This window comes from Comamonas sp. JUb58, assembly GCF_004364775.1.
Taxonomy (GTDB): Bacteria; Pseudomonadota; Gammaproteobacteria; order Burkholderiales; family Burkholderiaceae_C; genus Comamonas.
The window spans coordinates 188,200-213,422 of sequence record NZ_SOAL01000004.1 but is presented as its reverse complement, the minus strand read 5'-3'; the positions used below and the strand labels follow the sequence as shown (position 1 = coordinate 213,422).

Annotated in this window: 20 protein-coding genes; 5 read left to right on the top strand and 15 right to left on the bottom strand. The window is 63.4% G+C overall.

The features are described 5' to 3' along the window. Positions 1–67: 67 nt before the first annotated feature. Together EDF71_RS05895 and EDF71_RS05890 are read right to left on the bottom strand one after the other, a co-directional pair. Entirely contained in the window at positions 68–592 is a 525-nt protein-coding gene (locus EDF71_RS05895; protein ID WP_133855665.1) for a hypothetical protein, read from the bottom strand. Then, the gene (locus EDF71_RS05890) at positions 589–1,056 is read right to left on the bottom strand and encodes a GNAT family N-acetyltransferase (RefSeq protein ID WP_133855664.1); all 468 of its coding nucleotides are present in this window, start codon (positions 1,054–1,056) and stop codon (positions 589–591) included. Before EDF71_RS05890 ends, EDF71_RS05895 begins: the two co-directional genes overlap by 4 nt. Positions 1,057–1,187: 131 nt before the next feature. On the opposite strand from EDF71_RS05890, the gene EDF71_RS05885 reads away from it, so the two are divergent. Both EDF71_RS05885 and EDF71_RS24935 read left to right on the top strand, forming a co-directional pair. Beyond that, positions 1,188–2,141 carry a DUF6402 family protein gene (locus tag EDF71_RS05885; RefSeq protein ID WP_133855663.1) on the top strand — a complete coding sequence of 318 codons (954 nt, stop codon included), beginning with the start codon at positions 1,188–1,190 and terminating at the stop codon, positions 2,139–2,141. Beyond that, a complete protein-coding gene (locus EDF71_RS24935; protein ID WP_166656459.1) occupies positions 2,138–2,512 on the top strand; it encodes a hypothetical protein in 375 nt (124 codons plus the stop codon). Before EDF71_RS05885 ends, EDF71_RS24935 begins: the two co-directional genes overlap by 4 nt. 162 nt (positions 2,513–2,674) lie before the next feature. On the opposite strand, the gene EDF71_RS05880 is transcribed toward EDF71_RS24935, so the two are convergent. The 8 genes from EDF71_RS05880 to EDF71_RS05845 all read right to left on the bottom strand — a co-directional run bounded on the left by EDF71_RS05880 (position 2,675) and on the right by EDF71_RS05845 (position 13,581). Next, a complete protein-coding gene (locus EDF71_RS05880; RefSeq protein ID WP_133855662.1) occupies positions 2,675–5,347 on the bottom strand; it encodes a PepSY domain-containing protein in 2,673 nt (890 codons plus the stop codon). A gap of 42 nt (positions 5,348–5,389) precedes the next feature. Continuing rightward, positions 5,390–7,549, bottom strand: coding sequence for a TonB-dependent siderophore receptor (locus EDF71_RS05875; protein ID WP_133855661.1), 2,160 nt, complete (start codon positions 7,547–7,549; stop codon positions 5,390–5,392). Between the two features lie 91 nt (positions 7,550–7,640). Beyond that, positions 7,641–9,788, bottom strand: coding sequence for a TonB-dependent siderophore receptor (locus EDF71_RS05870; protein ID WP_133855660.1), 2,148 nt, complete (start codon positions 9,786–9,788; stop codon positions 7,641–7,643). 368 nt (positions 9,789–10,156) lie between these two features. After that, positions 10,157–10,492 carry a hypothetical protein gene (locus tag EDF71_RS05865; protein ID WP_133855659.1) on the bottom strand — a complete coding sequence of 112 codons (336 nt, stop codon included), beginning with the start codon at positions 10,490–10,492 and terminating at the stop codon, positions 10,157–10,159. Between the two features lie 436 nt (positions 10,493–10,928). Further along, positions 10,929–11,933: a saccharopine dehydrogenase NADP-binding domain-containing protein gene (locus EDF71_RS05860; protein WP_133855658.1), complete on the bottom strand. Its 1,005-nt coding sequence runs from the start codon at positions 11,931–11,933 to the stop codon at positions 10,929–10,931. A gap of 140 nt (positions 11,934–12,073) precedes the next feature. Continuing rightward, complete coding sequence (locus EDF71_RS05855) at positions 12,074–12,421, bottom strand: nuclear transport factor 2 family protein (protein WP_133855657.1); 348 nt, start codon at positions 12,419–12,421, stop codon at positions 12,074–12,076. After that, entirely contained in the window at positions 12,421–12,825 is a 405-nt protein-coding gene (locus tag EDF71_RS05850) for a VOC family protein (protein WP_133855656.1), read from the bottom strand. The genes EDF71_RS05855 and EDF71_RS05850 overlap by 1 nt, the downstream gene beginning before the upstream one ends. Positions 12,826–12,837: 12 nt before the next feature. Further along, entirely contained in the window at positions 12,838–13,581 is a 744-nt protein-coding gene (locus EDF71_RS05845; protein WP_133855655.1) for an SDR family oxidoreductase, read from the bottom strand. 134 nt (positions 13,582–13,715) lie between these two features. Between EDF71_RS05845 and EDF71_RS05840 the strand changes: the two genes are divergently transcribed. Beyond that, complete coding sequence (locus EDF71_RS05840; RefSeq protein ID WP_133855654.1) at positions 13,716–14,597, top strand: AraC family transcriptional regulator; 882 nt, start codon at positions 13,716–13,718, stop codon at positions 14,595–14,597. 491 nt (positions 14,598–15,088) lie between these two features. Here EDF71_RS05840 and EDF71_RS05835 read toward each other — a convergent pair whose 3' ends face one another. The 4 genes from EDF71_RS05835 to cobW all read right to left on the bottom strand — a co-directional run bounded on the left by EDF71_RS05835 (position 15,089) and on the right by cobW (position 21,709). After that, positions 15,089–15,595 carry a VWA domain-containing protein gene (locus EDF71_RS05835; RefSeq protein WP_208300995.1) on the bottom strand — a complete coding sequence of 169 codons (507 nt, stop codon included), beginning with the start codon at positions 15,593–15,595 and terminating at the stop codon, positions 15,089–15,091. A 131-nt stretch (positions 15,596–15,726) separates the two neighbouring features. Further along, entirely contained in the window at positions 15,727–16,818 is a 1,092-nt protein-coding gene (locus tag EDF71_RS05830; protein WP_133855653.1) for an AAA family ATPase, read from the bottom strand. After that, the gene (gene cobN / locus EDF71_RS05825; protein WP_133855652.1) at positions 16,815–20,633 is read right to left on the bottom strand and encodes a cobaltochelatase subunit CobN; all 3,819 of its coding nucleotides are present in this window, start codon (positions 20,631–20,633) and stop codon (positions 16,815–16,817) included. Before cobN ends, EDF71_RS05830 begins: the two co-directional genes overlap by 4 nt. Beyond that, positions 20,633–21,709: a cobalamin biosynthesis protein CobW gene (gene cobW / locus EDF71_RS05820; protein WP_133855651.1), complete on the bottom strand. Its 1,077-nt coding sequence runs from the start codon at positions 21,707–21,709 to the stop codon at positions 20,633–20,635. The genes cobN and cobW overlap by 1 nt, the downstream gene beginning before the upstream one ends. Positions 21,710–22,306: 597 nt before the next feature. On the opposite strand from cobW, the gene EDF71_RS05815 reads away from it, so the two are divergent. Both EDF71_RS05815 and EDF71_RS05810 read left to right on the top strand, forming a co-directional pair. Continuing rightward, positions 22,307–22,825, top strand: a complete 519-nt coding sequence (locus tag EDF71_RS05815) for an O-acetyl-ADP-ribose deacetylase (protein ID WP_133855650.1) — start codon at positions 22,307–22,309, stop codon at positions 22,823–22,825. Positions 22,826–22,860: 35 nt separating this feature from the next. Next, on the top strand, positions 22,861–23,259 hold the full coding sequence (locus EDF71_RS05810; protein WP_133855649.1) for a hypothetical protein: 399 nt from the start codon (positions 22,861–22,863) through the stop codon (positions 23,257–23,259). 22 nt (positions 23,260–23,281) lie between these two features. On the opposite strand, the gene EDF71_RS05805 is transcribed toward EDF71_RS05810, so the two are convergent. Further along, positions 23,282–24,814, bottom strand: coding sequence for an FAD-dependent monooxygenase (locus tag EDF71_RS05805; RefSeq protein ID WP_133855648.1), 1,533 nt, complete (start codon positions 24,812–24,814; stop codon positions 23,282–23,284). Positions 24,815–25,223: the final 409 nt, after the last annotated feature.

Genomic DNA, 25,223 nt, shown 5'->3' with positions numbered 1-25,223 from the left:
CCTCAAGATTCGGAAGCTCCTTGCGCAGCGATGGGGCTGCATGGCCAGTGCGCGGTTGAACAGGCTGCTAAGGCTTGTGCCGATGAAACTGCTTGACCCCGTAGCGGCCAGCCCCATAAAACGCCGGCAGACAGAGCACATTGAAAGGCAGCGACAGCAGCAGCACCAGCCAGCCCACATACAGGCCGCTCTCCACGCCCCACCACAGATGCTGCCACAGCCGATCGCCCGGTGGGAAATAGCCCGCCTGCATATCGTGCAACGACCACAGCGCGCCACCCAAGGCGGAACCCAGCAGCAAGCTGAGCAGCAGCACCAAGGTCGTCAGCACCCAGGCCGGCCATTGTCTTGCCTTGGGCCAGCAGCCCAAGACCAAGGCCAAGCCGGCTGCAAACACCGCGCAGAAGAGGGCGATGTACTGGAAGGGATGGTTGGCGTGGTACATGAACATGCGGTAGAGCCCGCCAAACACCATGCGCAGCCCGACAACATCACGCAGCAGCAGGTAGACCGCCGAGCAGTACACCGTCAGGCCGATGAAGCCCAGCGCAAACACCTTAGCCGCCAGGACGATGGGGGCTGTGGGTTTCATGCGTGAGGGCGCGCAACGAAGGCCTGCTTGTCATGGCCGTCAAAACCTGCGTCGGCATAAAAGCGCAAGGTGCTCTCGTCCTTGCTGCCTGTCATCAGCATGGCCTTGTAGCAGTTCTTGCCCCAGGCACGCGCCAGGGCTGCATGCAGCAGGGCTCGGCCATAGCCCCGCTGGCGGTGGTCGGCATGGGGCACGACGTTCTCGATCAAGGCATAGGGCCGGCAGCCGCGCGTGAGGTTGGGGATCACCAGCAGCACACAGCTGCTGACTAATTGGGCGCCGACAAAGCCGCCCAGGTACACGTGGCCGGGGTCTGCCATCAAGCCTTGCCAGATGGCTTGAACCTCCGGCTGTGGCGGGCGGTCATCGTCTGCAGGGTGCAGATGGGTGTACAGCACGAGCAATGCGGCCAGGTCGGCATCGACCAGGGGGCGGATGGCGAGAGGGGGTGGGGTTGGAGGCATGGCGGACGCAGTCAGAAGGGAGAAGGGCACCAGCTTATCCGGCCTTAGCTGCAGGCCTTTGATATAAGTTGTAAAAAACTATTGACTATGTTTATTTGATAGTAGCATTGGATCCTTTTAAAGGAATTCACATGACTTACTTCAGGGAATTTCAGTCGTTGGTGGATAGTTCTGAGTTCATCCACCCGAATGCCCCAGGCGCCCATGGCGTTGCTGGATACTGCCGGGTACCCGGTCCGCTGGGAATGCACAATTTTTCCAATGTTGCCGAAAAATTTGGCGCTTTGCGAGAGATAGCCCATCCCCTTTCGCCGTCGATGATGAACGGTGGCGTGGACGACATTAATAGAATTGCAGAATCGCTAGCGTATGGGCCTGAGGATATACCCAGTACGATGCGTAAAAAAGGCTGGCATCAGGGCGCCAATCTGATGGAATTTTGGCTGAATGGGGCCGCTAAAGTAATGACTAAAGAAGCAGCAGTTGGTAGTATATCTGCTGATGAATATGGTGCATACAGTACTGGAATAGTTAGCATGGAGTGGGTGGAGAGCTTTCCGAGGGCGATCAATGCAATCAATCAGTTGAAAGCAATACTTAATACGCCCAAAGCGCGAGAGGCGATAAAAAAACGAATTTTGTCACATTTTGCAAATGTGGTGATTTCAGAGAAGACAAATTTAATGATCGATAATTCCCATTTGGATATTAAGAGCTTGCACTTCAAGTGGCAATTTCAAAGGTATAGGCAAGGAAGTATATTTGAGACGCCAGATGCGCTGACAGCTGCATTGGGAAGATTTAATGTGATGGCAGCGATTCGTAAAGCGGTGGTGGCAGACGGGTTTATTTATATTTCGGAAGTCGAGATTTATATCAGAGATGTCTTTGATTTTTCAGGCTTCCAGTGGTTGGCCTGTTGGACCGAAAGCGAGGTCTATCGACTTGGGGTAGCCCCATTCTGCAGTATGTTTACCAATGGCTCATTAAGGGATTATAGAGTCAAAAGCGGAAGAGGAATGGATTTCATAGTATTTTCTGATTCTAAGGTTGAACAAGTAGATATTTCGTTTTCGATGCTATGAAGTCACTCAAGATAGCGATATTTCTTCTTGCGTTAATGACTATTGCTTCGTTTAACTTGTATAAGATTTATGAGCGGAGAAACGCAGTTTTTATTTGGAAGTATCCATCGGATGATGGTAGATATATTGCAAAAATATATCTTTTAAGAGAAAAAATATTAAATATTGATGAGCTGTATATGATGCAGATTTTAGATCGCGAGAGCAATCTGTTGATAATCGAGTACTCTGCATATAATGATTATTTTCCGCGTCCCCACTGGATATGCCCGAAAGGAGCCTGTGAGCAGTTTATGTGGGGGGATGAAGCACAGCATCTCATCCGCATCCCGCCGACTTGGTGGGACAGGTTGAGAACGCAGCTCCCGTAGCCGTCAGTGTCCTGAGCTGGGCACCTCACGTTTGTGCAACCAGGGGACCGTAGCTTGAGCGAGCACCGTGAACCTGACGCGCAAGAAAAAAGGGCAGTGCCTGAAAGCACTGCCCTGTTTGAGTCTAGTTTTGGGTGTGGAGGCCGGCGACGGCCTCGCCACTCAGTAAACATCCCGCCGGTACCGCCCCTCGTCGATCAAGGCGTTCAGCCCTTCTTCGCCGAGCAGCTCGGTCAGCGCCTGGTCCACGCCGGTGGCCATGCCGTCATAGCTGCCGCAGACGTAGATGACAGCGCCACGGGCCAGCCAGGCCTGCAGGGGCTCGGCGGAAGCGCGCAGGGCATCTTGCACATAGCGGTGCGGGCCTTGGCCGGGTGCCTGGTGGCTGGCATCGCGGGCGTCGCGCGAGTAGGCGTAGTCGGCGCGCTCGATCTGGCCATGCGCCTGCCAGACGCAGACCTCGTCTTCGGCATAGGAATCGTGCGCGCGGCGGCGCTCACCAAAGATCAGCCAGTTGTCGAACTGGCCCTGCGCAATTCGGTGGCGCAGGTGACCGCGCAGGCCGGCATAGCCCGAACCATTGCCCATGAAGATGGCGGGCCGCGCATCGCCGACCAGCGGCGCAAAGCCGGGATTGTCGACCAGGCGCAGCGCGATGCTGCTGCCCAGCGCCGCATGCGACGTGAGCCAGCCCGAGGCCAGGCCCAGCTGCGGGGCAGCGCCTGGCTGCTCGCGCAGGGTTTGGCGCACATAGAGGCGAATGCGGCCATCGGCCGGCAAGGAGGCCAGCGAGTAGCTGCGTGGGGCCAGCGGATGCAGCTGGTCGGCCACAGCCTGGGCCGATGTGGCAGGGGCTGAGAGCGTGGGCAGCTCGGAGGCGCTGAGCGCATCGCGCAGGCTGCTGGCGCTGCCGCGCCACTGAACGGCGGCGTTGCCATCGAGCTGCTGCGCCTGCAGCCAGGCATCGACCTGGGCGGGCGCATGTGCGGCCTTGACCTCGACCAGGCCACCGGCCTGCCACTGCAGTGCTTGCTCGGGCGCAAAGCCCAGCTCCACCTGGTAGAGCGGCTGGCCGCTGCTGCCGGGGTTAAGGTGGTGACGGCTGATCAGCTGCGCGGGCAGGAAGAGGGCGTCGGGCGCATCGGAATCGGCCACGCTGGCCGCGGCGTTGTCTGCCGCCGTGGCGGGTGCGGCGTTCACGCCCCAGTGCGCAGCCAGCGCCTGCAGCCAGGCTTGCCAGGCGCTGTCGTCTTCGGCATCCATGGTGATGGGCGCAAACACGGGCTGGGCGCCTAGGCGCTCCAGCTGTGCCGCCAGTGCCAGGCCAAAGCCGCAGAACTGGCTGTACTGGCGGTCACCCAGGGCCAGCATGCCAAAGCGCTGGTGCGCCAATGGCGTGCCTTCGGCCTGCTGCAGCAGGCGCGCCAGGCGGCGGGCGCTGTCGGGTGGCTGGCCTTCGCCAAAGGTGCTGGCCACCCAGAGCAGCTGGCGCTGCGGCTGCAGCTGGGCCATGTCCAGGTTGGCGGCGGGCAGCAGCTGTGCGGCCAGGCCGGCGCTGCGCAGGCGCGCGACGGTGCGCACGGCCAGTTGCTGAGCATGGCCTGCCTGGCTGGCGTAGACCACGGCAATGCTGGCGCCGGTGTTGGCACCGGTAGCGGGGCTGGGCTGCGGGCCATCGCCCTCCAGCAGCGCGCGCTGGGCCTTGGCGGCGGCGCGGGATTTGCGGCGCCGCTCCAGGTAGAGCAGCCAGCCGGTGATGGCGAACAGCGGCATCATCAGCGCCGCAACGGTGACGATGATGCGGCCGGTCATCCCAAAATAGGTGCCGGTGTGCAGCGGGTAGATGGCGGCCAGCGCACGGCGGCCGGCGGGCAGGTCGGCAAAGCGGTCGTCGCGCTGCACGCTGCCGTCCAGGCTCAGGCTCAGCTGGTTGCGTGCCCGGTCATGCGGGGCGTCGGCGCCCCACCAGCTGAACTGCACGGGCTGGTCGGCGCGCTGGGGCAGGCGCATCTGCGCAAACTGCCATTGGCTGGCCAGCTGCGTAAAGCCTTGCCAGGCGGGCTCCAGCGTAGCGGGCTCGATATTCAGCGGCGGCGCCTTGCGGGCCGCCTCTTGTGCGGCCGATTGCTCGGCCCGGGCCGCTGCGCGGGAGGGCGCGCCCATCCAGCGGTCCACCGGCGCGCGTACTGCATCAAAAGCCCAGTACATGCCGGTGAGGGTCAGCATCACATAGACCACCAGCACCCAGGTGCCGGCGACCGAGTGCAGGCCCCAGAGAAAGGGCCGGCCCTTGCGCCGCACATTGAAGGTGAGCCAGCTGCGCCAGGACAGTGGCTTGGCCGGCCAGCGCAGGTACAGGCCCGACAGCGACAGCAGCAGCAGGCACAGCGAGAGGCTGCCGGTTATCGGCTTGCCATCGTCGCGCGGAAGCAGCAGCCAGCGGTGCAGGCGCTCGTTCCATTCAAAAAACTCGCGGCCGCTTTGGGCTGGCAGCTGGGCGCCGGTGTAGGAGTTGAGGTAGACGCTCTGGCCCCGGCGCTCGCCCTTCTCCGGCGCAAAGGCGAGCTGGGCGCTGCGCCCGGGCTCGGCGTACAGGGTGATGCGGTCAATGCGGCGCTGCTCACCGCTGGCGCGCACGGCGGCCAGCAACTGGGGCGGGTTCAGCGCCGGGCTTTGTTGCACCGGCACGCTGGCGGTCCCCGGGTTGGCCCAGTCCAGCACTTCATCCTGGAAGGAATAGGTGGCGCCCGTGAGGCCAATGACGATCAGCACCGTGCCTGCGGTGATGCCGATCAGCCAGTGGATCTGGAACCAGATATTTTTAAAACTCCACATGCTCGTCTTTGTTGTCTTTTGATTCTGTCGGACTGCTCAAGTTTAGAAATCGACGACCGCGCGCAGCACGGCCTGGCGGCGCTCACCCAAGGACACATAGATAGGGCTGCCCGAGGAGCTCACATAGTTCTTGTCGAACAGGTTCTTGACGTTGAGCTGCAGCTTGACGACGCGGCCGCTCCAGGGGCGCTCCCAGCTCACAAAGCTGTCGGCCACGGTGTAGCCGGCGTTGTTGAAGCTGTTGGCGGCATCACCGGCGCGGCGGCCCACATGGCGCAGGCCGGCGCCGGCGCGCCAGCGGCCACTGCTGCTGGCAGCAAAATCATACGCGGCAAAGAGCGAGGCGGTGTGGCGGGCCACATTGGCCAGGCGGTTGTCCTGGTATTGCGGGTCGTCGGTCACGGCGGCATCGGTATAGGCATAGGTGCCAATCAGCTGCCACTGCTTGCCCAGGCGACCGGCAGCATCCAGCTCCAGGCCGCGCGAGCGGGCACCGCCCACGGCGCGGGCATAGCTTTGGCCGTCGATGGTCTCGTTCACCACTACGTTGCGCTTGCGGATGTCATAGAGCGCAGCGGTGGCGGTGATGCCGGCGGGCGACTCCCACTTGGTGCCCAGCTCCCAGGCCTTGGCGGTCTCGGGCGGCAGGGTGCCGATGACGCTGCCAATGCTGCTTTGCGGCTTGAAGGATTCGCTGTAGCTGCCGTAGATGGACCATTCGCTACTGGGCTGCCAGACTAGGCCGGCGCGCGGCACAAACTTGCTGCCGTCCGCCTCGCTGCCCACCACAAAGGGCCGGCCCTTGCCAGCAATCTGGTCGTAGTGCTGCCAGCGCCCGGCCAGCTGCAGCAGCCACTGCGGCGACAGGCGGATCGAATCCTGTGCGAACAGTGCCTGCTGGCGGATCTTGTCGCTCTGGGCGCTTTGCGCCTCGTCGATCGTGGTGGCATTGGGCAGGTTGCCGTAGACCGGATCGTAGACATTGAAGCCGCCGCTGTTGCTACCCCGGATGATGTCGCGGCGGAAGATATTGCTGTCCTCGGCGTCAAGGCCGGCCAGGATCTCGTGCGTCATGCCGCCCGCTTGCAGCTTGCCTTCCAGGTTGATCTGGCCCACATGCTGCTGGCTGAGCGCGCCGCGCGTGCCATCAGGCCTGCGCGTGAGGATGCCGGTGGTGGGGTTGAGCGACACCGGCCGGGCCTGGTAGTCGTCATAGCGGTTGCGGTTGTAGCTGTAGGCGGCGTTGAGCTTCCACTGCGAATTGAGGCTGTGCTGGGCCTGCACGGTGAAGAAGTCCGAATCGCCCAGGGTGCGGTTGTAGGCCTCGTCCAAGCGCTCGCGGCGGTCGATGGCCACCGGGCGGCCGGTGCGGCTGTCGATCACGGTGCCCCGGTCAAAGGGCTGCTCGTAGTCGGTGTGCTCATAGGACATGCGCACATAGGTGTCGCGCCCATACCAGGCCAGCGACGGGGCGATGACGGTCTGGCGGTTCTTGCCAAAGTTGCGCCAGTAGTCGACATCGCTGGTGTCTGCAATGAAGCGGTAGGCCAGGCCTTGCTCGCCGATGGGGCCGGTCAGATCGACCGAGGCACCGCCGCCGCCGTAGCTGGACAGCGAGGCGCCCACCTGGCCGGCAGAGCTGAGCTGGGGCTTTTTGGTGACCATATTGATCACGCCGCCCGGATCCATGGTGCCGTAGAGCACCGAGCTGGGGCCCTTGAGCACTTCGACCCGCTCGGTCGTGAAGGTGAGGTTGCGGGCCAGCACGGTGCGGATGCCATCGCGCAGGATGGAGCCATCGCGGTTGAAGCCAAAGCCGCGCTTGATCACCGCATCCTGCGTGCCGCCCAGGGTGTTGGCCTGGGTGATGCCGCTGACGTTGTAGAGCGCCTCATCGATGGAGCGCACCTGCTGGTCCTGCAGCACCTGGGCGGGCACCACGGCAATGGCCTGGGGCACATCGCGCAGCGCCGCATCGCTACGGGTGGCGGTGGTGGCGCGCTTGGGCTGGTAGCCGGCTTCCTGCGCCTTTTCTTGCACGATGACCTGGGGCAGCACGGCCTCGGCGGCCGGCGCGGGGGCTGCTGCATCGGGCGCGTTTTGCGCGGCTGCAGGCCAGGCGGCGATGGCCAGTGCGACGGCGCTGAGGCAGCTCAGCGGGTGGAAGGAAGCGGAGTGGGCGGAGGTGCGGGAAAGGGTCATCAGAGGGTCACAAAACAGGCGGGGCCATCGGCAAAAAAGACCCGCATCAGGTGTTGCGGGTCTTGTCTAGAGGAGGCCGGGTGTAGGTGGATCAGAACGCGTAGCGGCCCTGGACGTAGAAGGTGCGCGGCGCGCCGACCATGCGGCCGGGGTTGCCGTCGACATTGCGGGTGTAGTAGCGGTGGTCGGCGATGTTGTTCACACCGACCATGATTTCGCTGCCCTTGTACTGCGGCACCTTCCAGCTGACCTGGGCGTTCCACAGGCGGAAGCCGGGGATGCGGCCCACATTGGCATTGGCCGATTCGGCCTCGGTGTTGGCCAGGTCCGAGTACTGCTTGCTCTGGTGCGTGCTCGACAGGTTGAAGCCCCAGGCATCGCGCTCATAGCGCACGCCGACGGTGTCGGTGTTGCGGGCGTAGAAGGGCACGTCCAGCCCAGCGGTGGTGCCGGATTTCTGGATCGCCTTGGTGTAGGTGTAGTTGCCGTAGACGGTGGTGCCTGCCAGCGCGCTGGCCTTGTCAAAGCTGTACTCCAGTGCCAGCTCCAGGCCCTGGTGCTTGGTGGCGCCGATATTGGCAAAGGTGACGGGCACGACGCCCGGCGTCTGCAGGATCTGGTTGTCAAAGCGCAGGTCAAACACCGTGGCCTCGGCGCGCCACTGCTTGTCTTGCCAGCGGGCGCCGATTTCCTTGGTCTTGGCCACTTCGGGGCGCAGCGGGTTGGCGGCGGTTTGCGAGTTCAGCTGGATGTTCTGCACCGGGCCGAACGAGGTGGTGTAGTTGGCAAACAGCGTGAGGGCCGGGTTGACCAGGTAGGACACGCTGACCGAGGGCAGCCACTTGTTGTTGCGCGTGTCAAAGCTTTGCGCGCCGCTGCGGTCATCGCGCTCGGACTTGATGTGCTCAAAGCGCACGCCCGGGGTGATGCGCCAGGCGCCGATGGCAATGCGGTCATCGATGTAGCCGGCATGGGCATCGGTGGCGTTGTCGAACGAGGTGGTGGCGCCCATCACGTTGGTGGACAGGTTCAGCAGGCTGCTGTTGTCGTCACCACGCTCGCGGATGAAGCGGTAGCCCACGGTCACATCATGCGTGCTGCTGCCCAGTGCAAAACGCTGGGTGTAGCGGGGCTCGATGCCCAGGGTCTGGTAGTTGCGCGGCTGGTAGTTGATCTGGGTCTGCGCGGCATTGATCAGGCGGCTGGAGCGCGAGCTGTCGTTGTAGTAGGCGCGGATCTCGAACTCTTGCGTGTCCGACAGGGTGTTGATATAGCCCAGGTCCAGGCCCTTGCGCTCGCCGTCCCACATGTCGGTGGGGCGGGTGTTCTGGAAGGGGTTGGCGTTGTACTGGGCCACCGTCAGGCCGCCAGGCGTGTTGGAGCGCACATCGTAGTAAGACAGCTTGCCGTAGACCTCGGAGGTACCCGACAGCGCGTAGCGGAACTTCAGCGCCACGTCGTTCAAACGCTCATCGCTGTCCTTGCGCCATTCGGAGCCGGTCATGCCCGAGTACAGCAGCGCCCAGCCCAGGCCGTTGTCCAGCTGCGAGCCCAGGAAGGTGCTGTAGAGCGTGTTGTTCTCGCCGCCCTTGCCAAAGCCGTTGTAGCGCATGGTCACATCGCCAGTGATGTCCTTGCTGGTGGGGATGGCGCGGGTGTTGAAGTTGATGATGCCGCCCACGTTTTGCGGGCCATAGCGCACCGCGCCGCCGCTGCGCACCACATCGATGGATTCGATATTGGCCAGGCTCACCGGCGCAAACGACAGCTGGGGTTGGCCGTAGGGCGCCACGGCCAGCGGCACGCCATCGAGCAGCACGGTGGAGCGGGGCGAGTAGCGGCCGGTCAAGCCACGCACGCCGATATTGAGCGACACCGCGCTGCCTGCGGTGCCGGAGTTGTCGCTGCTCTGCACGCCTGGAATGCGGCGCATCACGTCGCCAATGCTGGAGGCGCCACTGTTCTCGATCACGTCCTTGTCGACGATGGTGCGGGCACCGGCAAAGGTCTTGAGCTGGTTCTGCAGACCGCTGCCCAGCAGATCGCCGGAGACCTGGATGGTCTCCAAGGTGCTTTCTGCGACCGGCTCGTCATCGGCAGGCGCTGCAGCCGCAGCATCTGCCGTTTGGGCCAGCACGCTGGCAGCGGGTGCCAGGCTGATCAGGACGGCTGCTGTGATCTGGCTCAGGGCTGGACGGGGGCCCGATGGCTTGCGCGAGGTGCTGGTGAATGCGGACATGGTAAAGGCAGCAAAAAACGAGGCGGGCACAGCACAACGGCGCCAGTCAGGGGCGCCGCAGCGAGGTTTGCCAGGGGATTGGTGTTAGGAATGAGAACGAATTGTATTTAAAAGCGGGGCTTGTCCTACACATTCCGCGCCGCTTGCGGCCCAAAAAGCGGCGATCCAGTGTGAATACCTACTTGTGGCCTATGTATGTATGTTGCTTTGGGGCAACTAAGCGGGGCATCTCCCTACTCGTAGCAGGGTGCAGGGCAGGGCGGCAGCGGGCGTCATCGTTGATGGTCGCTAGCAGCGCATTGCGGCAATTCGCCCACAGCTAAGTTCAGCAGTGACCAGAGGCGATTCGTGGAAAGCATGGGTTGGGCTCACTGATCCTCCCATGCGAGACGGGCATCTCGCTCCTGCAGCGGCAACCAGAATCGCAATGCCGCCAAGGCTGGCTCCAGCGATACCCCGTTTACTTGGAACCCTCGATGCGCATGCGCAACCAGGTTGATATCGCCGTCTGCGGAGACCTCCATGATGAGGTTTCCGTAATCTACGCCTTCACCCAGGCAAGCGATGGTGATCACATGTCCAGGCCGGACATGGGCCTCAGTGATGGCAAAGGCAGAGGCTTCGCAGGCGGCGTTCGCAACCAGCTGAAACGGCTCAACGCCGCAGCGCTCAACCTCGATCTGGAAGTGGGTGTTGGGTCGCATGCAATGGGCCTGACTAGTTAGAGACAATGTACGAGAGGGGTGTTCAGCGCACCGAATACTGGATGTATTGCAGCCTTAATGGCAACTTGGCGGTTGTCGGCGCCATTCAGCTCTAGGAGCTCATTGCTCTTGCAAATTCGTGTCCTTGTAGATCAAGGACATTTACAGAAGCAGTGATAACGGTTGATCCAGTCATTCTCACACTCTTGCAAAGGTCCTACAGGCCAAGCCAAGCGTGTTCTACGAACGGACTGGTCGATGGCAGCTTGCGTAAAGATCCTACCTAGCTGGCCAGCTGGTCGAGCTGTTCCGATGGCGGCTTGCGATCCGTTTGGAAAGCTTGAAGACCGTGAAAGCTGCCTTTCAATGTCAGCAGAGAAATGCTTTTGCAGCTTCGCGCAGCGAAGTAAACCCTCTCCGGCGATTCCGCCACTTGTTAGGCCGGAGAGCTTTCAAGGTCTGTGATTCGGGTGTCGGCAATGCTCGCTGCAAAACCGTGCCCGAACAGTCCGGCGGGCGTCTGGAACCCTGGTTTCCCTTCGCCATTGAGCACCCGCCGAGCGGCCTCCGCCGCAGCGATGGCAGTGAAGGTGTAGCCGTTGACCGTATCCAGCAAAGCCCGCAAAACGGTACCGTCCGCATCGGTGACCTCAATGGCCGCCTGATACCGGTTCTCGTCTCGCTCCTTTGCGCTAGGGCCTGCAGCAAGATTGCTTACGTCGCCCGTCGGGAAGGCGTTTGAAGAGACATGAACGAAAGTGTCGATGTCGGCGACGCCCGTTGCGTGATGGATGGTCAAAAGGTCCGGCAGCGTCACGGGAAACGAGGACTTCAGTCCTCGCCCGAAGTCGAAGTCCCGAACATCTTCAGGACTACCTGAGGCCAATTGGCCATCGACCAGGCGCAGTGTCTGCGAAACCACTTTTTGCTGCGCGCTGATCGCCGAACCTTTCGACATCCCGCCCGCCACATGCAGGGCGACGTTGATTTGCCGAGGTGCCACTGCCCTTGCGACAACGTGCCCCGCGAGACTGCCAAGCATCGCGACGCTCCCTCCACTTCCAGGTAGAAGCATGACGCCAACTGCGCGAGCTTGCGCGTCCAGAGCAAGTGCGCGGCAGTAGGTGACCAATTCTGCGGAGAAGTCGAGATAGTGAACGCCGCAATGGATGGCAGAAACCATCAGGGGTTCGGCGGTGCTTGCAAACGGCCCGGCTGCATTGAGCAACACTGCCACGTCTTCAAGAGCAGTTCCGACGGCCTCCGCGTTGTTGACATCAAAAATGCGTGTCTCGGCTCCAAGCCTTGCGGCTTTCGCTTCCAAAGCAGCGCGGCTCTGGTCGCGTCCTGCGAGGACGAGGCTGAGCCCTGCAGCCCTCGCATGCTCCGCCACCATGCCACCGGTGTAGCCGGCAGCCCCATAAATCATCAGCTTCTTCATAGCAATGTTTCTAGCCGCAGCCGGCAGGACTCCAAGTTATTGCCCGCCAGGTGCAACCAGCGGGTTGTAAATTCATGAGCAGGCATTAGTTGCCAAGGTCACGCCGCTTGCCTCGTGGCTAGCTGCACGCACCTTGGGCTTCACTCCAGGTCAGCGTCAATGCGAACAATGAGTCCGCGCTCGTCCACGTGCAGCTCCAGCAGGCCAATCTCATGGCCGAAGGTGCCTGTGAAGTCGACGCGCACCAGCGCCTGCTTGAGTGAGAGGTACTGGATGGACAGGATGCGCGTGACCGTGTGGTAGCCGATGAAGAACCGCTCGATGTAATCGCGAATTCCGGCTTGGCCTTCGAACCTATGGCCGGTAGATGGGTCGTCGATGACCGCATCAGGCGTAAACAGGGCGAGCACGCCATTGACATCGAAAGCATTGGTTGCAGCAATCAGTGTGTCAGCCAGGGTGTGCACGCTATCGTTTCTCAAAGGCATCACTCTGCCTCGTGTTGCCAGCTTTTGTAGACGAATTCGAGGCTGTATCCGTCGAGGTCTCGAACCTGTGCCGCGTAGTAGCGCGGGTCGTAGTGCAGTTGAGGGCCAGGCGGATGAATCTCGGCCGCACCTGCCGCTAAAGCCTTTGCGTGCGCCTCGTTCACCGTCTCTTCGGAGTCGGCGACAAAGCCGATATGCACGGCACCAGGGGCCGCCTTGCCCTCTCGCAACCAGAAGAACATACGGCCATTGGCGCCGAAACCTTTGAGGTCGGGATGACCCGGTGGACCATCCTTGCCATCGTAGTTGTGCCGCACATTGATGCCCAGCAGCGGAAGCACTCTCTCGTAAAAAGCGATGGATAGGTCGATGTCGTTGACCGTGAGGAAGATGTGGTCGAGCATGGAAAACTCCTTTCAGACGATATAGCCACCAGAGACTTCGATGTTCTGAGCGTTGACCCATGCACCGTCGTCCGTCAGCAAGGTCGCGATGACCCGTGCCACTTCTTCAGGTTCACCGACCCGACCAAGTGCAGTCTGGCCCGCCAGCAAAGCCTCGAACTCTGCGTTCAGCCCGCCACCAAGCTCGGTACGGATGGCGCCTGGGGACACGGCGTTGACGCGGATGCGGCGCTCTCCAAACTCCTTGGCCATGTAGCGGGTGAGAACTTCCAAGCCGCCCTTGAAACTGGCGTACGGCGCAACACCTGCAGTCGCCACCCGGGTTGTCGCGCTGGTCATATTGACGATGCTCGAGCCGTCCTTCAGCAGCGGCAGCAGTGCCTGGGTCAGGAAGAAGGGGCCCTTCAGGTGAACGTTCATCAGCCCATCAAACTGCGCCTCGGTAACGGAATCCAGCGGATTGAAGATCCCGTACCCGGCGTTGTTCACCAAACCATCCAGTCGACTTTCACCCCATGTCGATGTCAGCGTCTGCAGCACCGTGTCTCGAAACGCAGGGAACGTACCGGCGTCTGCAACGTCGAGCGGTAACGCTACAGCCTGACCACCGACTGCGTCGATTTTCCTCACCACAGCTTGGGCGGCTTGCGGGTTTCGGTTGTAGGTCAGGATGATGCCCAATCCACGGCGGGCGCACTCTAAGGCGGCGCTCGCGCCTATGCCTCTGCTGCCCCCGGTGATGACGATGATTTTCATACTCGGCTCCAGTGAATTTCAGTGGCTCCACGATATGTTTTTGGCACGAATAGCGCACACCCGTTTCTACTTGATTCCTGCCTATTTCTGCTTTTTAGCTTGTGCGCGATCGGCGGTAGAGGTTCAATAGCAGCATGGAAGATCAACTCAACGAGCTTCGGCGGTTGGCCGCCCACGCGGAGAACCGCCGGACCGAGACGGGAATACCGCGCGTGGCGATGGTCCAGGGCGCCATACCGGAGCATGAACTGGCCGCTGTGTATGACCCCATGGTTAATCTCATCCTGCAGGGGAGCAAGTCAATGACTGTGGGTGGGCAAACGCTCCACTATGACCCGGCGACCTACTTCGTGATGTCCATTGACTTGCCGGCTGCAGGTGTGGTGCGCAGCAGCCCGTCTGGCGCCCCCTATCTCGCCGTGAGCCTGACCCTCACGCAGCCCATCATTGCAGCATTGTTGGCGGATGTGCCCAGGACGGCTAGACGGGAAGAGCAGCCGACGGCCTTCTCTGTTGCAGCCGTGACGCCGCAGTTGCTCGATGCATGGGTCCGCATGCTGCGTTTAATGCAGACACCGTCCGACATTCCTGCGCTCGCGCCCGCTTTCGAGCGCGAGATTCTTTACCGCGTGCTTCAAGGGCCGATGGGCTGGATGCTGCGTGACATCGCCACGCCGGACTCTTCTTTGGAGCGAATCAACCGAGTGGTGCAACGGATCCGCGAGGACTTTGCCCAGCCCTTGCGTATGGAAGAGCTTGCTGGAGAGGCATCGATGAGCGTGTCGGCGTTCCACCGCCACTTCAAGGCGGTAACCGCACTCAGCCCACTGCAGTACCAGAAGCAAATCCGGCTACTTCGAGCGCGGGCGCTACTGTTGGCAATGAGCCATAACGTGACCACTGCCGCCTACGCAGTCGGTTATGAAAGTTCGACCCAGTTCAGCCGAGAATACGCTCGTGCATTCGGGCTTCCGCCTGCGAAGGACGCCGTGCGGATGGCCACAGCATTGAGGTAAGTAGACAAAACACAGAAACCGCCAATCTGCGGTTTATAGATTTTTTTCTCCGCTATGTCGGCTTCTGGCTGTGAATTCAACTGACCACGTGCAACAGCAGCCTCGCTGCAACCTCAGGGGCCGCGACAGGCTGAAAGTCGCTCCGGCATGCACTCTGGGTGAGCTCAGAGCGCTCCGAGTTCAAACTTCAGTGAGAAAAGTTCAAAACTCACCGAGAACCGACACGCATGAAGAACCGACAGCAGGGTGAGCGTCGGTTCTCAATTTGTATGCAGCAAGGGACCCTCTGCAAAACTCCCTGCCGTGGTCTGAACGCGGTCTCGGGCTATCCGCTGCGTTGTCTTCCTTGTCAATAGCTACGGCTATTGACTGCAAAAGACGCCTTGCGGCTCATCCCGATCCGCGTCCATCCCGCTTGGCGAGGGTTTTGCAGAGCATCCCTAGAGGATTTGTAAGGTCAATGAGCCGCTATGGCGGCGCAAGGCACTGGCTCAAGCCGGTATCCAATCCGCATGCCAGCGCGCGGCCAGGCGCTGGCTCAGCTGCAAGGGCAGGCCACCCTGGTCAAAGCCCACGACGGTGATCTGCTCGGCGCAGCTGGGGCGCTCGGGCACCTGGGCAAAGCGGCCGTCGCTGAGCAGCCAGACGCAGGCATGCACGGGGCCTTGGCGGCGGGCGCGCTGCAGCAGGCGCTCCAGCAAAGCGATGGCGCTGGCCAGCGGGCTGCCGCCGCCGCCCGCAATCGGGCGGATCCAGCCCTCGTTCCAGGCCTGGGCCTTGGCCCCTGCCTGGATCACATAGGCGCTGTCGCCGCTAAAGCCCAGCACGCAGAGCTTGTCGCGCTGGCGGTAGGCCTGCTCGGCAATGGCCTGCAGATAGCCCTTGGCGCGGGCGAGCTGCTGGCCGCGCAGCATGGAGGCGGAGGTATCAAGCAGCACGCAGTGCATCAGCTGTGCACCGGCGGGTTGCTTGCGGTAGCGCAGGTGCGGGCGCGCCAACTTGGCCTGGCCTTTGGCGGCCAGGCTGCGGGGCCAGTCGATGCGCTGGCTGGCCGTTGCCAGCAGGCGGCCGGCGCGCTGCGTGCTCTGCGCGCGCCCCAGCTTGGCCTTGCCGGCCAGGCTGAGGCGCGTCAGGCTTTTTTTGCGATAAAGGGCCGCAGGGCCTTGACGGGCTCGATACCGGTGTGGCGCGGAGCGGCCATGCCGCCCCAGCCATCGGGCTGGCTGTGGTTGGCGTTGCTGCTGGGGGCGTCGGCCTTGCTGGCTTGTGCCTGGTTGGGCGGTTGCTGCTGCGGTTGCTGATGTTGGTCTTGTTGATCGTTGGGATCATTGGCCTGGCCGCTGGGCGATGGTGGCTGCGCCGCATCGGCACTGCGGCGGTGGGCCAGTGCCAGTTCAGCCACGGCTTGCACATCCGCCAGGCTCACCTCGGCATGGCACGCCAGCGCTGCCTGGGCGCGGGCGGCGCGCAGCATTACCAGGTCGGCACGCACGCCTTCGGCACCGGATTGCTGGCACAGCTGTGCGACGGCATCAAACACGGCATCGGGCCAGACGACGCTGGCCAACTGCGTGCGTGCGGCGGCAATCTGCTCGCGCAGCCGGGCTTGTGCCTCAGCTTGCTGGGCGCAGAACTGCGCTGGGTCCGCATCAAAGGCCATGCGGGCACGCACGATGCGTTTGCGCGTTTCCACATCGGGCACATTGGGCAGGCGCACAAACAGGCCAAAGCGGTCCAGCAGCTGCGGGCGCAGCTGGCCTTCTTCGGGGTTCATCGTGCCGATCAGTGCAATGCGCGCGGCATGCTGGTGCGATACGCCATCGCGCTCGATGCGGTTGGTGCCGCTGGCGCTGACATCGAGCAGCAAGTCCACCAGGCCATCGGGCAGCAGGTTGACCTCGTCCACATACAGGATGCCCTGGTGGGCCTGGGCCAGCAGGCCGGGGCGGAACTGCACGGCAGACGATTGCAGCGCAGCTTCCAGATCCAGCGCGCCTTGCAATTGCTCCTCGGTCGTGCCCAGGGGCAGGTTCACAAAATGGCCGCTGGGCAGCAGCTCGGCCAGCGCGCGGGCGCTGGTGGATTTGGCGGTGCCGCGTGGGCCTTCCACCAGCACGCCGCCCAGTTGCGGATCGACCGCCAGCAGCAGCAAGGCCTGCTGCAGCGCGGCCTGGCCCTCAATGGCACTGAAGGGAAAATGCAGATCGTTGGGGGCGCTCATCGCATCTCCAGCAGGTGTTCGGTGTCGAGCAAATGGGTCTCCAGCAATTGGGGGTAGTCGCCAGGCTCCTGCCACAGGCCGCGCTGTATGGCTTCAAGCAGGCGCTCGCACATGCCGTGGAAGGCCTGCGGATTGTGCTGCTGCATAAAGGCGCGCGTCGTGTCATCGGCGACAAAGGCATCGGTGACGCGGGCGTATTGGTCATCGCGCACCACGCGGGCGGTGGCATCAAAGGCGAAGAGGTAGTCCACCGTTGCGGCAATCTCGAACGCGCCCTTGTAGCCATGGCGCTGCACGCCCTCGATCCACTTGGGGTTGGTGGCACGCGAGCGCACCACCCGGCTGATCTCTTCTTGCAGGCTGCGCATGCGTGGCGACTCGGGGTTGCTGTGGTCGCCAAAGTACATGGCCGGTTGCTGGCCGCTGTAGTGGCGCACGGCAGCGGCCATGCCGCCCTGGAACTGGTAGTAGTCGCCGGAGTCGAGCACATCGTGTTCGCGGTTGTCCTGGTTGTGCAGCACCAGCTGCATCTCGGACAGGCGGCGCACAAAGGTCTCGGGTACCTGGCTGCCTTCATCGTGCTGGCCGTAGGCATAGGCGCCCCAGTTGCGGTAGGCGGTGGCCAGGTCTTCGTCGCTTTGCCACTGGCCGCTGTCGATCAGGCCTTGCAGGCCGGCGCCATAGCTGCCGGGCTTGGCGCCAAACACGCGCAGGCCCGCCTGGTGGCGCGCCGCCTTGGCGTCCAGCCCCTGCTGCTGCAGCTGCGCGGCCTCGGCCAGCACGCGGGCGCGGATCGGGTTTTGCGCGGCGTCTTCGTCTTCCAGCGCCGCCACTTTTTGCACGGCTGCATCAAACAGGCGGATCACATTGCTGAACGCATCCCGGAAAAAGCCCGAGACGCGCAAGGTCACATCCACCCGGGGGCGGCCCAGCACATGCAGCGGCAGCACTTCAAAATCGCTGACCCGCCAGCTGCCATCGGCCCAGGTGGGGCGCACGCCCATCAGTGCAAAGGCCTGCGAGATATCGTCGCCGCCGGTGCGCATGGTGGCCGTGCCCCACACCGACAGGCCAATGGTGACGGGGTATTCGCCATGCTCCTGGGTATAGCGCTCCACCAGCAATTGCGCAGATTTGAAGCCCATGCCCCAGCTGGTTTGCGTGGGGATGGCCCGGGTATCGACCGAGAAGAAATTGCGGCCGGTGGGCAGCACATCGGGCCGGCCACGCGTAGGCGCGCCGCTGGGGCCCGCTGGCACAAAGCGCCCCGCCAGGCCGCGCAGCAGTTGCTGCAGCTCTTGCGGGCCACAGGCGGCCAGGCGCGGGCGCAGATCCTGCTGCACCCGGCGCAGCACGGCCTGGGTGTGGCCGTCGGCCAGCTCGGCCAGTGCGGGCGGCAGGGCGGCGTCGGGGGCTAGGATCTGCAAGGCCAGCAGCTCCAGGCGCTCGCGCGTGTCGCCGTGGTGGCGCCAGGGCTGGTCTTGCAGGTCTTGAAGGTCTTGAAGTACGGCGGGGCGCAGCCCAGTCCAGGCAGCGGCCCAGTCGGCGTCCAGCGGGTCAAAGTCCAGGCCCAGGTCGCGGGCCAGTGCGCGCACCAGGCTTTGGTTCACACCCTTGCCACCGCCCACCGGGTGGCGCGCCAAGGCGAGCAAGGTGTCGGTCTCCAGCCGGCCGGCGGGCGAGACGCCGAAGATATGCAGGCCGTCGCGGATCTGGCTTTCCTTGAGCTCGCAGAGGTAGGCATCGGTGCGGTTGAGCAGCTGCTGCTCTTCCTCTTCACTGCCGGGGGCCTGCAGGCCCAGATCCTGGTGCAGATCGTGCTGCACGATGTGGGCCAGGATCTGCTTGCGCAGGATTTGCGCGCGCTTGTGGTCCAGGGTGGCGGCCTCGTAGTACTCGTCCACCATGCGCTCCAGATCGCGCGTGGGCCCATAGCTCTCGGCGCGGGTGAGCGGGGGCATCAGGTGGTCAATGATCACGGCCTGGGCGCGGCGCTTGGCCTGCGTGCCTTCGCCGGGGTCATTGACGATAAAGGGGTAGAGGTGGGGCAGGGGGCCCAGCACCAGATCGGGCCAGCAGTTGGCCGACAGCGCCACGCTCTTGCCGGGCAGCCATTCGAGGTTGCCGTGCTTGCCGACATGCACCATCGCATCGGCCTGCCATTGGCTGCGCAGCCAGTGGTAGAAGGCCAGGTAGTAGTGCGGAGGCACCAAGTCCGGGTCGTGGTAGGCGGCCAGCGCATCGAGCTGGTAGCCCCGTGCCGGCTGCACGCCGACAAAGACCTGGCCCAGGCGCAGGCCGGACACCATAAAGCGGCCCTCACGCAGCATCGGGTCTTGCGCGGGCGCGCCCCAGCGCTCGGTGATGGCCTGCTGGTTGGCGGCTGGCAGGGTGCCAAAGTATTGCAGGTAGTCGTCCAGGCTCAGGCTTTGCCAGGCGGTGCGCGTGGCCCAGGAATCGGGCGCATTGGTGATGCCTTGCTGCAGCAAGTCCATCAGCGCCTGGCTGTCGGCCGGCATGGCATCGACGGCATAGCCATCGGCCGCCAGCGCGCGCAGGATTTCGATCACGGAGGCGGGGGTATCCAGCCCCACGCCATTGCCGATGCGGCCCTCGCTGCTGGGGTAGTTGGCCAGCACCAGGGCCAGGCGCTTGTCGGCATTGGGCTTACGGCGCAGCTGGCACCAGCGCTGGGCCAGCGCCACGACAAAGCCCATGCGCTCGGGGTGGGCCTGGTACTGCACCACATCGGACTGCGTCAGATCGCTGCGGTGCGACAGGCCCTTGAAGCTGATCGCCCGCGTGATGATGCGGCCATCGACCTCGGGCATCGCTACATGCATCGCAATATCGCGCGGCTGCAGGCCATGGGTGCTGTCCAGCCAGGTTTGCTCGTTGCTGCCCGACAGGATCAGCTGCAGCACGGGAATATCGCCCGCCAGTGCATGGTCGCCAGGCGTATCCAGCGAGGCCTGCGAGAAGGCGGTGGTGTTGAGGATCAGTGCGACCTCTTCGCTGGCGCACAGCGCCTGCAAGGCCGCCAGGCAACCGGCATCCTTGAGCGATTGCAAGGCCAGCGGCAGCGGGTTCATACCTTTGTCCAGCAAGGCCTGGCAGAGGTCGGCAAACACCTGGGTGTTGCCCGACTGCAGGTGTGCCTTGTAGAACAGCAGCATGACCACCGGCGCGCCGGGCTGCCACTGCAGCGGGCCCGGCTGCTGCCAAGTCGCGACCGTGGCCTCATCACTGCTGGGGTGGTACACAGCCACTGCTGGCAGAGGGCGCGGCGGCAGTGCCGCATGCGGGCCACCCAGCAGGCCGTGCCAGACAAAGCGGAACAGCTCGCGCGCATTGGCCAGGCCGCCTTCGCGCAGGTAGCGCCACAAGCTGCGGCAGTCTTGCTGCGGCACCGTGCTTTTTTGCAGCAGGTTCAGGTCCTCGCTGCTGTCGCCCGAGAACATGGCCAGCGCAATCTTGTGAGCGCGGCACAGCGACATGACCCGCTCGGTGCCATAGGGCCAGTAGCTTTCGCCGCCGAGGTGGTCGATGATGATGAGCTTGGCATGCTGCAGCACCTCATCGGCATACAGATCGACCGATGCGGGCTGGCGCAGGTACATCAGATTGGCCAGCCGCACGCTGGGCAGTTGCTCGCCGTCCATGCCGGCCCGCAGCTGCTCATAGGCTTGAGCGAGCAGGGCCAGGGTGGTGTCTGCGGCGCTCAGGATCACGATGTCGGCCGGGCTTTGCCCCAGGCTGGAGACAAAGGCCTCGTCGTCGACAAAACCACCGGGCTGGACGGCGAGCAAATGCATCAGAGCGCTCCGACCGGGCTGGCGGCGAGCTGGGCGCGGATGGCGGCCTCGTCCAGGTCATGACCGATGAAGACCAGGTGGGTTCCGCGCTTTTCATCGGCGCGCCATGGGCGGTCAAAGTAGCTGTCAAAGCGCTTGCCCACGCCATGCACCACCAGGCGCATGGGCTTGCCGGGCAGGGCCACAAAGCCCTTGATGCGGTAGACGGTCTGCTGCGCGACCACATCGGCCAGCTGGGCCAGCAGTGCTTCGCGGTCCACTTCGCCCAGCTGCACGACGACGGAGTCAAAATCGTCGTGGTCGTGTTCGTCATGCACATGGCCGGCTTCGTGCTCGTGGTGGCCCTTGCGCGATTCGATGCTTTCTTCGGACGCGCTGGACAGGCCCAGCACCACATCCAGGTCGATGCGGCCATGGTCGGCGGCAACAATCTTGACGGCAGGCGGAATGTCTTCGCGCACCAGCGCCTCGACGGCAGCGCGGTCAGCGGCGCTGGCCTGGTCGAGCTTGCTCAGCACCACCAGGTCGGCGGAGATGAGCTGGTCTTCAAACAGCTCGTGCAGTGGCGATTCGTGGTCGAGGTTGGGGTCCTGCTTGCGCTGCAGATCGACCGCAGCGGGGTTGGCGGCAAACTGGCCGGCAGCGGCGGCGGGCACATCGACCACGGTGATCACCGCATCGACCGTGCAGGCGTTCTTGATCTCGGGCCAGTTGAAGGCCTGCACCAGGGGCTTGGGCAGGGCCAGGCCGCTGGTCTCGATGAGGATGTGGTCGATATCGCCACGGCGCTCGATCAGCTTGCGCATCACGGGGTAGAACTCTTCCTGCACGGTGCAGCACATGCAGCCGTTGGCCAGTTCATAGAGCTGGCCGGCTTGTTCGACGCCGTCGTCATCGCAGCCAATGCCGCAGCCGCGCAGAATCTCGCCATCAATGCCCAGCTCGCCAAACTCATTGACGATCACCGCAATGCGGCGGCCGTTGGCGTTGGACAGGATGTGGCGCAGCAAGGTGGTTTTGCCGCTGCCCAGAAAGCCGGTGACGATGGTGGCTGGGATCTTCTGGCTAGTGCTCATGGGGGTGTCTCCAAATAAAAAGGGGCGGGGCTGCCGGGCAAGCCTGGGGCTGGGCCGCAAGGCGCGTTGCGCTCGGCAGTCTGGAACAAACGGGGGATGCGCGAACGGACTAGCGGCCGCAGGCCTGGGCCAACGGCAAGGCTGAGCCTGTGCGCCAAAGAGCAGGGAGGAAGGGCAGCGCCAAGCGGCGGCTGGGGGCAGGTGTCTGCATGGGAACTCCAGGAAAAGCGCGTCCTAGGCAAACCAGCGGGCGGATGCCGGTGGGAGCTGGTTCGGGGGTGGCTTGGCACAAAGGTCTGACTTGGCAGCGCAGGGAGCGGGGCGAGCCCGGGGCCTGCGGCAGCGATACAGTGGCGCGACCGTGCCGGATTGTCACCGGCTTCTTTGCGAACAAGTGCGGGCCATTCTACTGCGTATAGGGCCTGGACTGCGGCCGCCAGCATGGTGGCTGGCATGGCTTCTCGCTGATCTGTGACACTGGCTGACACGAAGCGCCAACAAGCCCTTGTCTATTGCTATAAAAGAGGCTTGTCCTGTTGCAGGGCCTCCTGTCCTTTGCCAGGCCATTGCTTGTTTCCACCATTGAGTTGCCAGCCCATGTCCACACGTCTGTACGCCGTCCAATCCGATATCACCCAGCTCCATGTGGGAGCGATTGTGAACGCCGCCAACTCATCGCTGCTGGGAGGTGGCGGGGTGGACGGCGCCATCCACCGTGCGGCAGGCCCGGACCTGGTGCACGAATGCCGGCTGCTGGGTGGTTGCAAAACGGGGGATGCCAAGCTGACCCAGGCCTACCGGCTGCATGCGGACTACATCATCCACACCGTGGGGCCCGTGTGGCGGGGCGGTGACCACGGCGAGCCGGAAATGCTGGCTGCTTGCTACCGCCGTTGCATCGCGCTGGCCGAGGAGAAGCGGGTGACTTCCATCGCTTTTCCAAGCATCAGCACGGGCATCTATGGCTATCCCGTGGCCCTGGCTGTGCAGGTGGCCGTGCGCACGGTTCGGGAAAGCCTGTCGCCGCACAGCTCCATCGAGGAGGTGGTCTTTTGCTGCTTCTCGCCAGCGGATCTGCTGCAGTATGAGGCGGTATTGAATGCGCCCACGGCCTGAGGCTCCGGCCAGTCTGCTCCCTCTGCTTGCTCCCCATGACCAAAAATCGCTACCGCCTGCTCGTCATCGCCACCGTCCTCCTTTTAGTACTCTCCATCCGCATGGATTTCAGGACCGAGCTGCTGTCGTCACAACATCCGCTGCGCTATCCAATGGCGCTGGAGGGCGAGATGGTCGTGCTGCTGTGCCTCATCCTCCTGGGCTGGAGCGCCGGCTTTTATGGTTGCATGCGCTTTCGCCCCTGGGCACCTGCGCTCAATCTGGTCACTACCGCATGTGGGCTGCTGTTCATCGTCGGCAACAACTGGCTGTCGGTCGAGTCCTCCTGGGCGCAGGTGCTGGACTTTCTGGCCAATGCCATGGGTGGGTTGACCTTGATGCTGCCTTACTTCAACGACAAGGTCAGAAAGATGTTTTGGCCGGAGCCGGATTGAGATCCGGCTCAGCTACTTCCCTTTAGCGCTGGGGCGGTCCAAACCAGCGCTGGATAGCTGCTGCGGCCGGCTCCGGCGGCGCCACACCGTCAGCCACCCAGGCCACAATGCCGTCCGGGCGGACCAGCAGCGATGCCAACCCCAGTTCATCAGCGGCACGGCTGGCCATATAGCGGAGACGGCCCTGCCATCCCATCGCCAAATCGCGCCAAGGCGCCGCGGTATCAAAGTCCAGCAGCAGCCCCTGGCCGGTCTGCAGTTGGCTCGCAAGGGTCGAGCCATCGGCCAATGCAAAGTCTGGCGCGCTGCGGCCGACCAAGGGGTGGGGGTCGCCCAGGTCATAGCGCAGGGTGGCGCCCCAGACGCAGTTGGCAAAATAGGTGGCGCCATCGCGGGTGGCGATCAGGTCGCGCACAACGTGGGCGAGGGCGCGCGTGGCGGGGCTGGGGCGCATCAGGGCGAGCTGGGCGCGGGACCAGTCCAGCACCTGGGCACCAACGGGGTGGCGCTCGGCGGTGTAGCTGTCGAGCAGGCCTGCTGGCGCTTTGCCGTGGATGGTGGCGGCCAGCTTCCAGCCCAGGTTCATCGCATCGCCAATACCGAGGTTGAGGCCCTGGCCACCCAAGGGCGAGTGGATATGGGCGGCGTCTCCTGCCAACAGTACGCGGCCCTGGCGGTATCTCGTGGCCTGGCGGGCACGGTCGGTCCAGGTGGATGCGAGTTGCAGTGATTGAACCGTCGCATCAGTGCCGCTGACCCGGCGCAGCACCGTTTGCACATGCTCGGCGCTGATGGGAGTGCTGCCGTGGAACGCGCCACCATCAAAATCCACCATCGCAATCGTGCCCGGTGGCTGGAAGGTGTACATGCCCGTGTCGGTGTAATGGCGGCCGGGCCTGAGGTTGGCGCTGCCGTCCAGCGTGGCCTCTACCGAGTAGCCGGTGAACTCGGGCTCGGTGCCGGCAAAGTCAAAACCCGCTGCTTTGCGGATCTGGCTGCGGCCACCGTCGCAGCCCACCAGCCAGCTGGCTTGTAGCTGCGCATGAGCGGCTTGCAGCTTCACGCTGTCGGGCCACTGCGCAATATCTGTCACACGAACGCCACGGCGCAGCTCCACGCCCAGGTCTGCCGCACGCTGTGCCAGCACCGATTCGAGGCGCTCCATCGTCGTGGGCATGCTTTCGCTGGCGGGGCTGGGCAGGCGGTAGGGCCAGGCGGTGGTGTCGATCTGGTCCTGGAAGAACCGCATGCCCGCAAAATGCCCGCTGGGCCGGCGCGCATGCTGCATCCAGTGGGGGCGCGATGCGGCAGGGGCGCTGTCGCTGTGCACGGGGGCGGTAACGGCATCCAGCAAGCCCCGGCGCTGCAGCGCCTCCAGTGAGGGGATGTTGAGGCCGCGAATGCCAAACGGCGCTTGCTTGAGGGGGGAATGCGGATCGGGGGCTTGCTCCAGCACCAGCACGGAACAATGGGCGAGCCGCAGCTCGCAACTGAGCAGCAGACCCACGGGGCCTGCACCAACAATGATGACGTCGTAAGGGGGGATCGTAGGCATGGACATGTCCTCTCTCGTTTGACCGTTCGGCCGGAGTGATTCTTTGTCTTGAGAACCCCTGGGACGAACCGATGGCCGCATGGAGATGCGGTGCAAGTTCGTCGTGGGGACCCATGCGCGGGCAGAGTCAGCGCTTCCGTGGGGAAGGACTTGGGCTTACCAAACCAAGTCTGCCTTTTTCGACGGGCGGATTATAGCGCTGGAGGCGGCTGCGTTGTTGCTGAGCGTTCGAATGGCAAGCCTAGGGATCCTCTGCAAAACCCTCGCCAAGCGGGATGGACGCGGATCGGGATGAGGCGCAAGGCGTCTTTTGCAGTCAATAGCGCGCTATTGACAAGAAAGACAACACAGCGGATCGCCCGAGCCCGCGTTCAGACCACGGCAGGGAGTTTTGCAGAGGGTCCCTAGA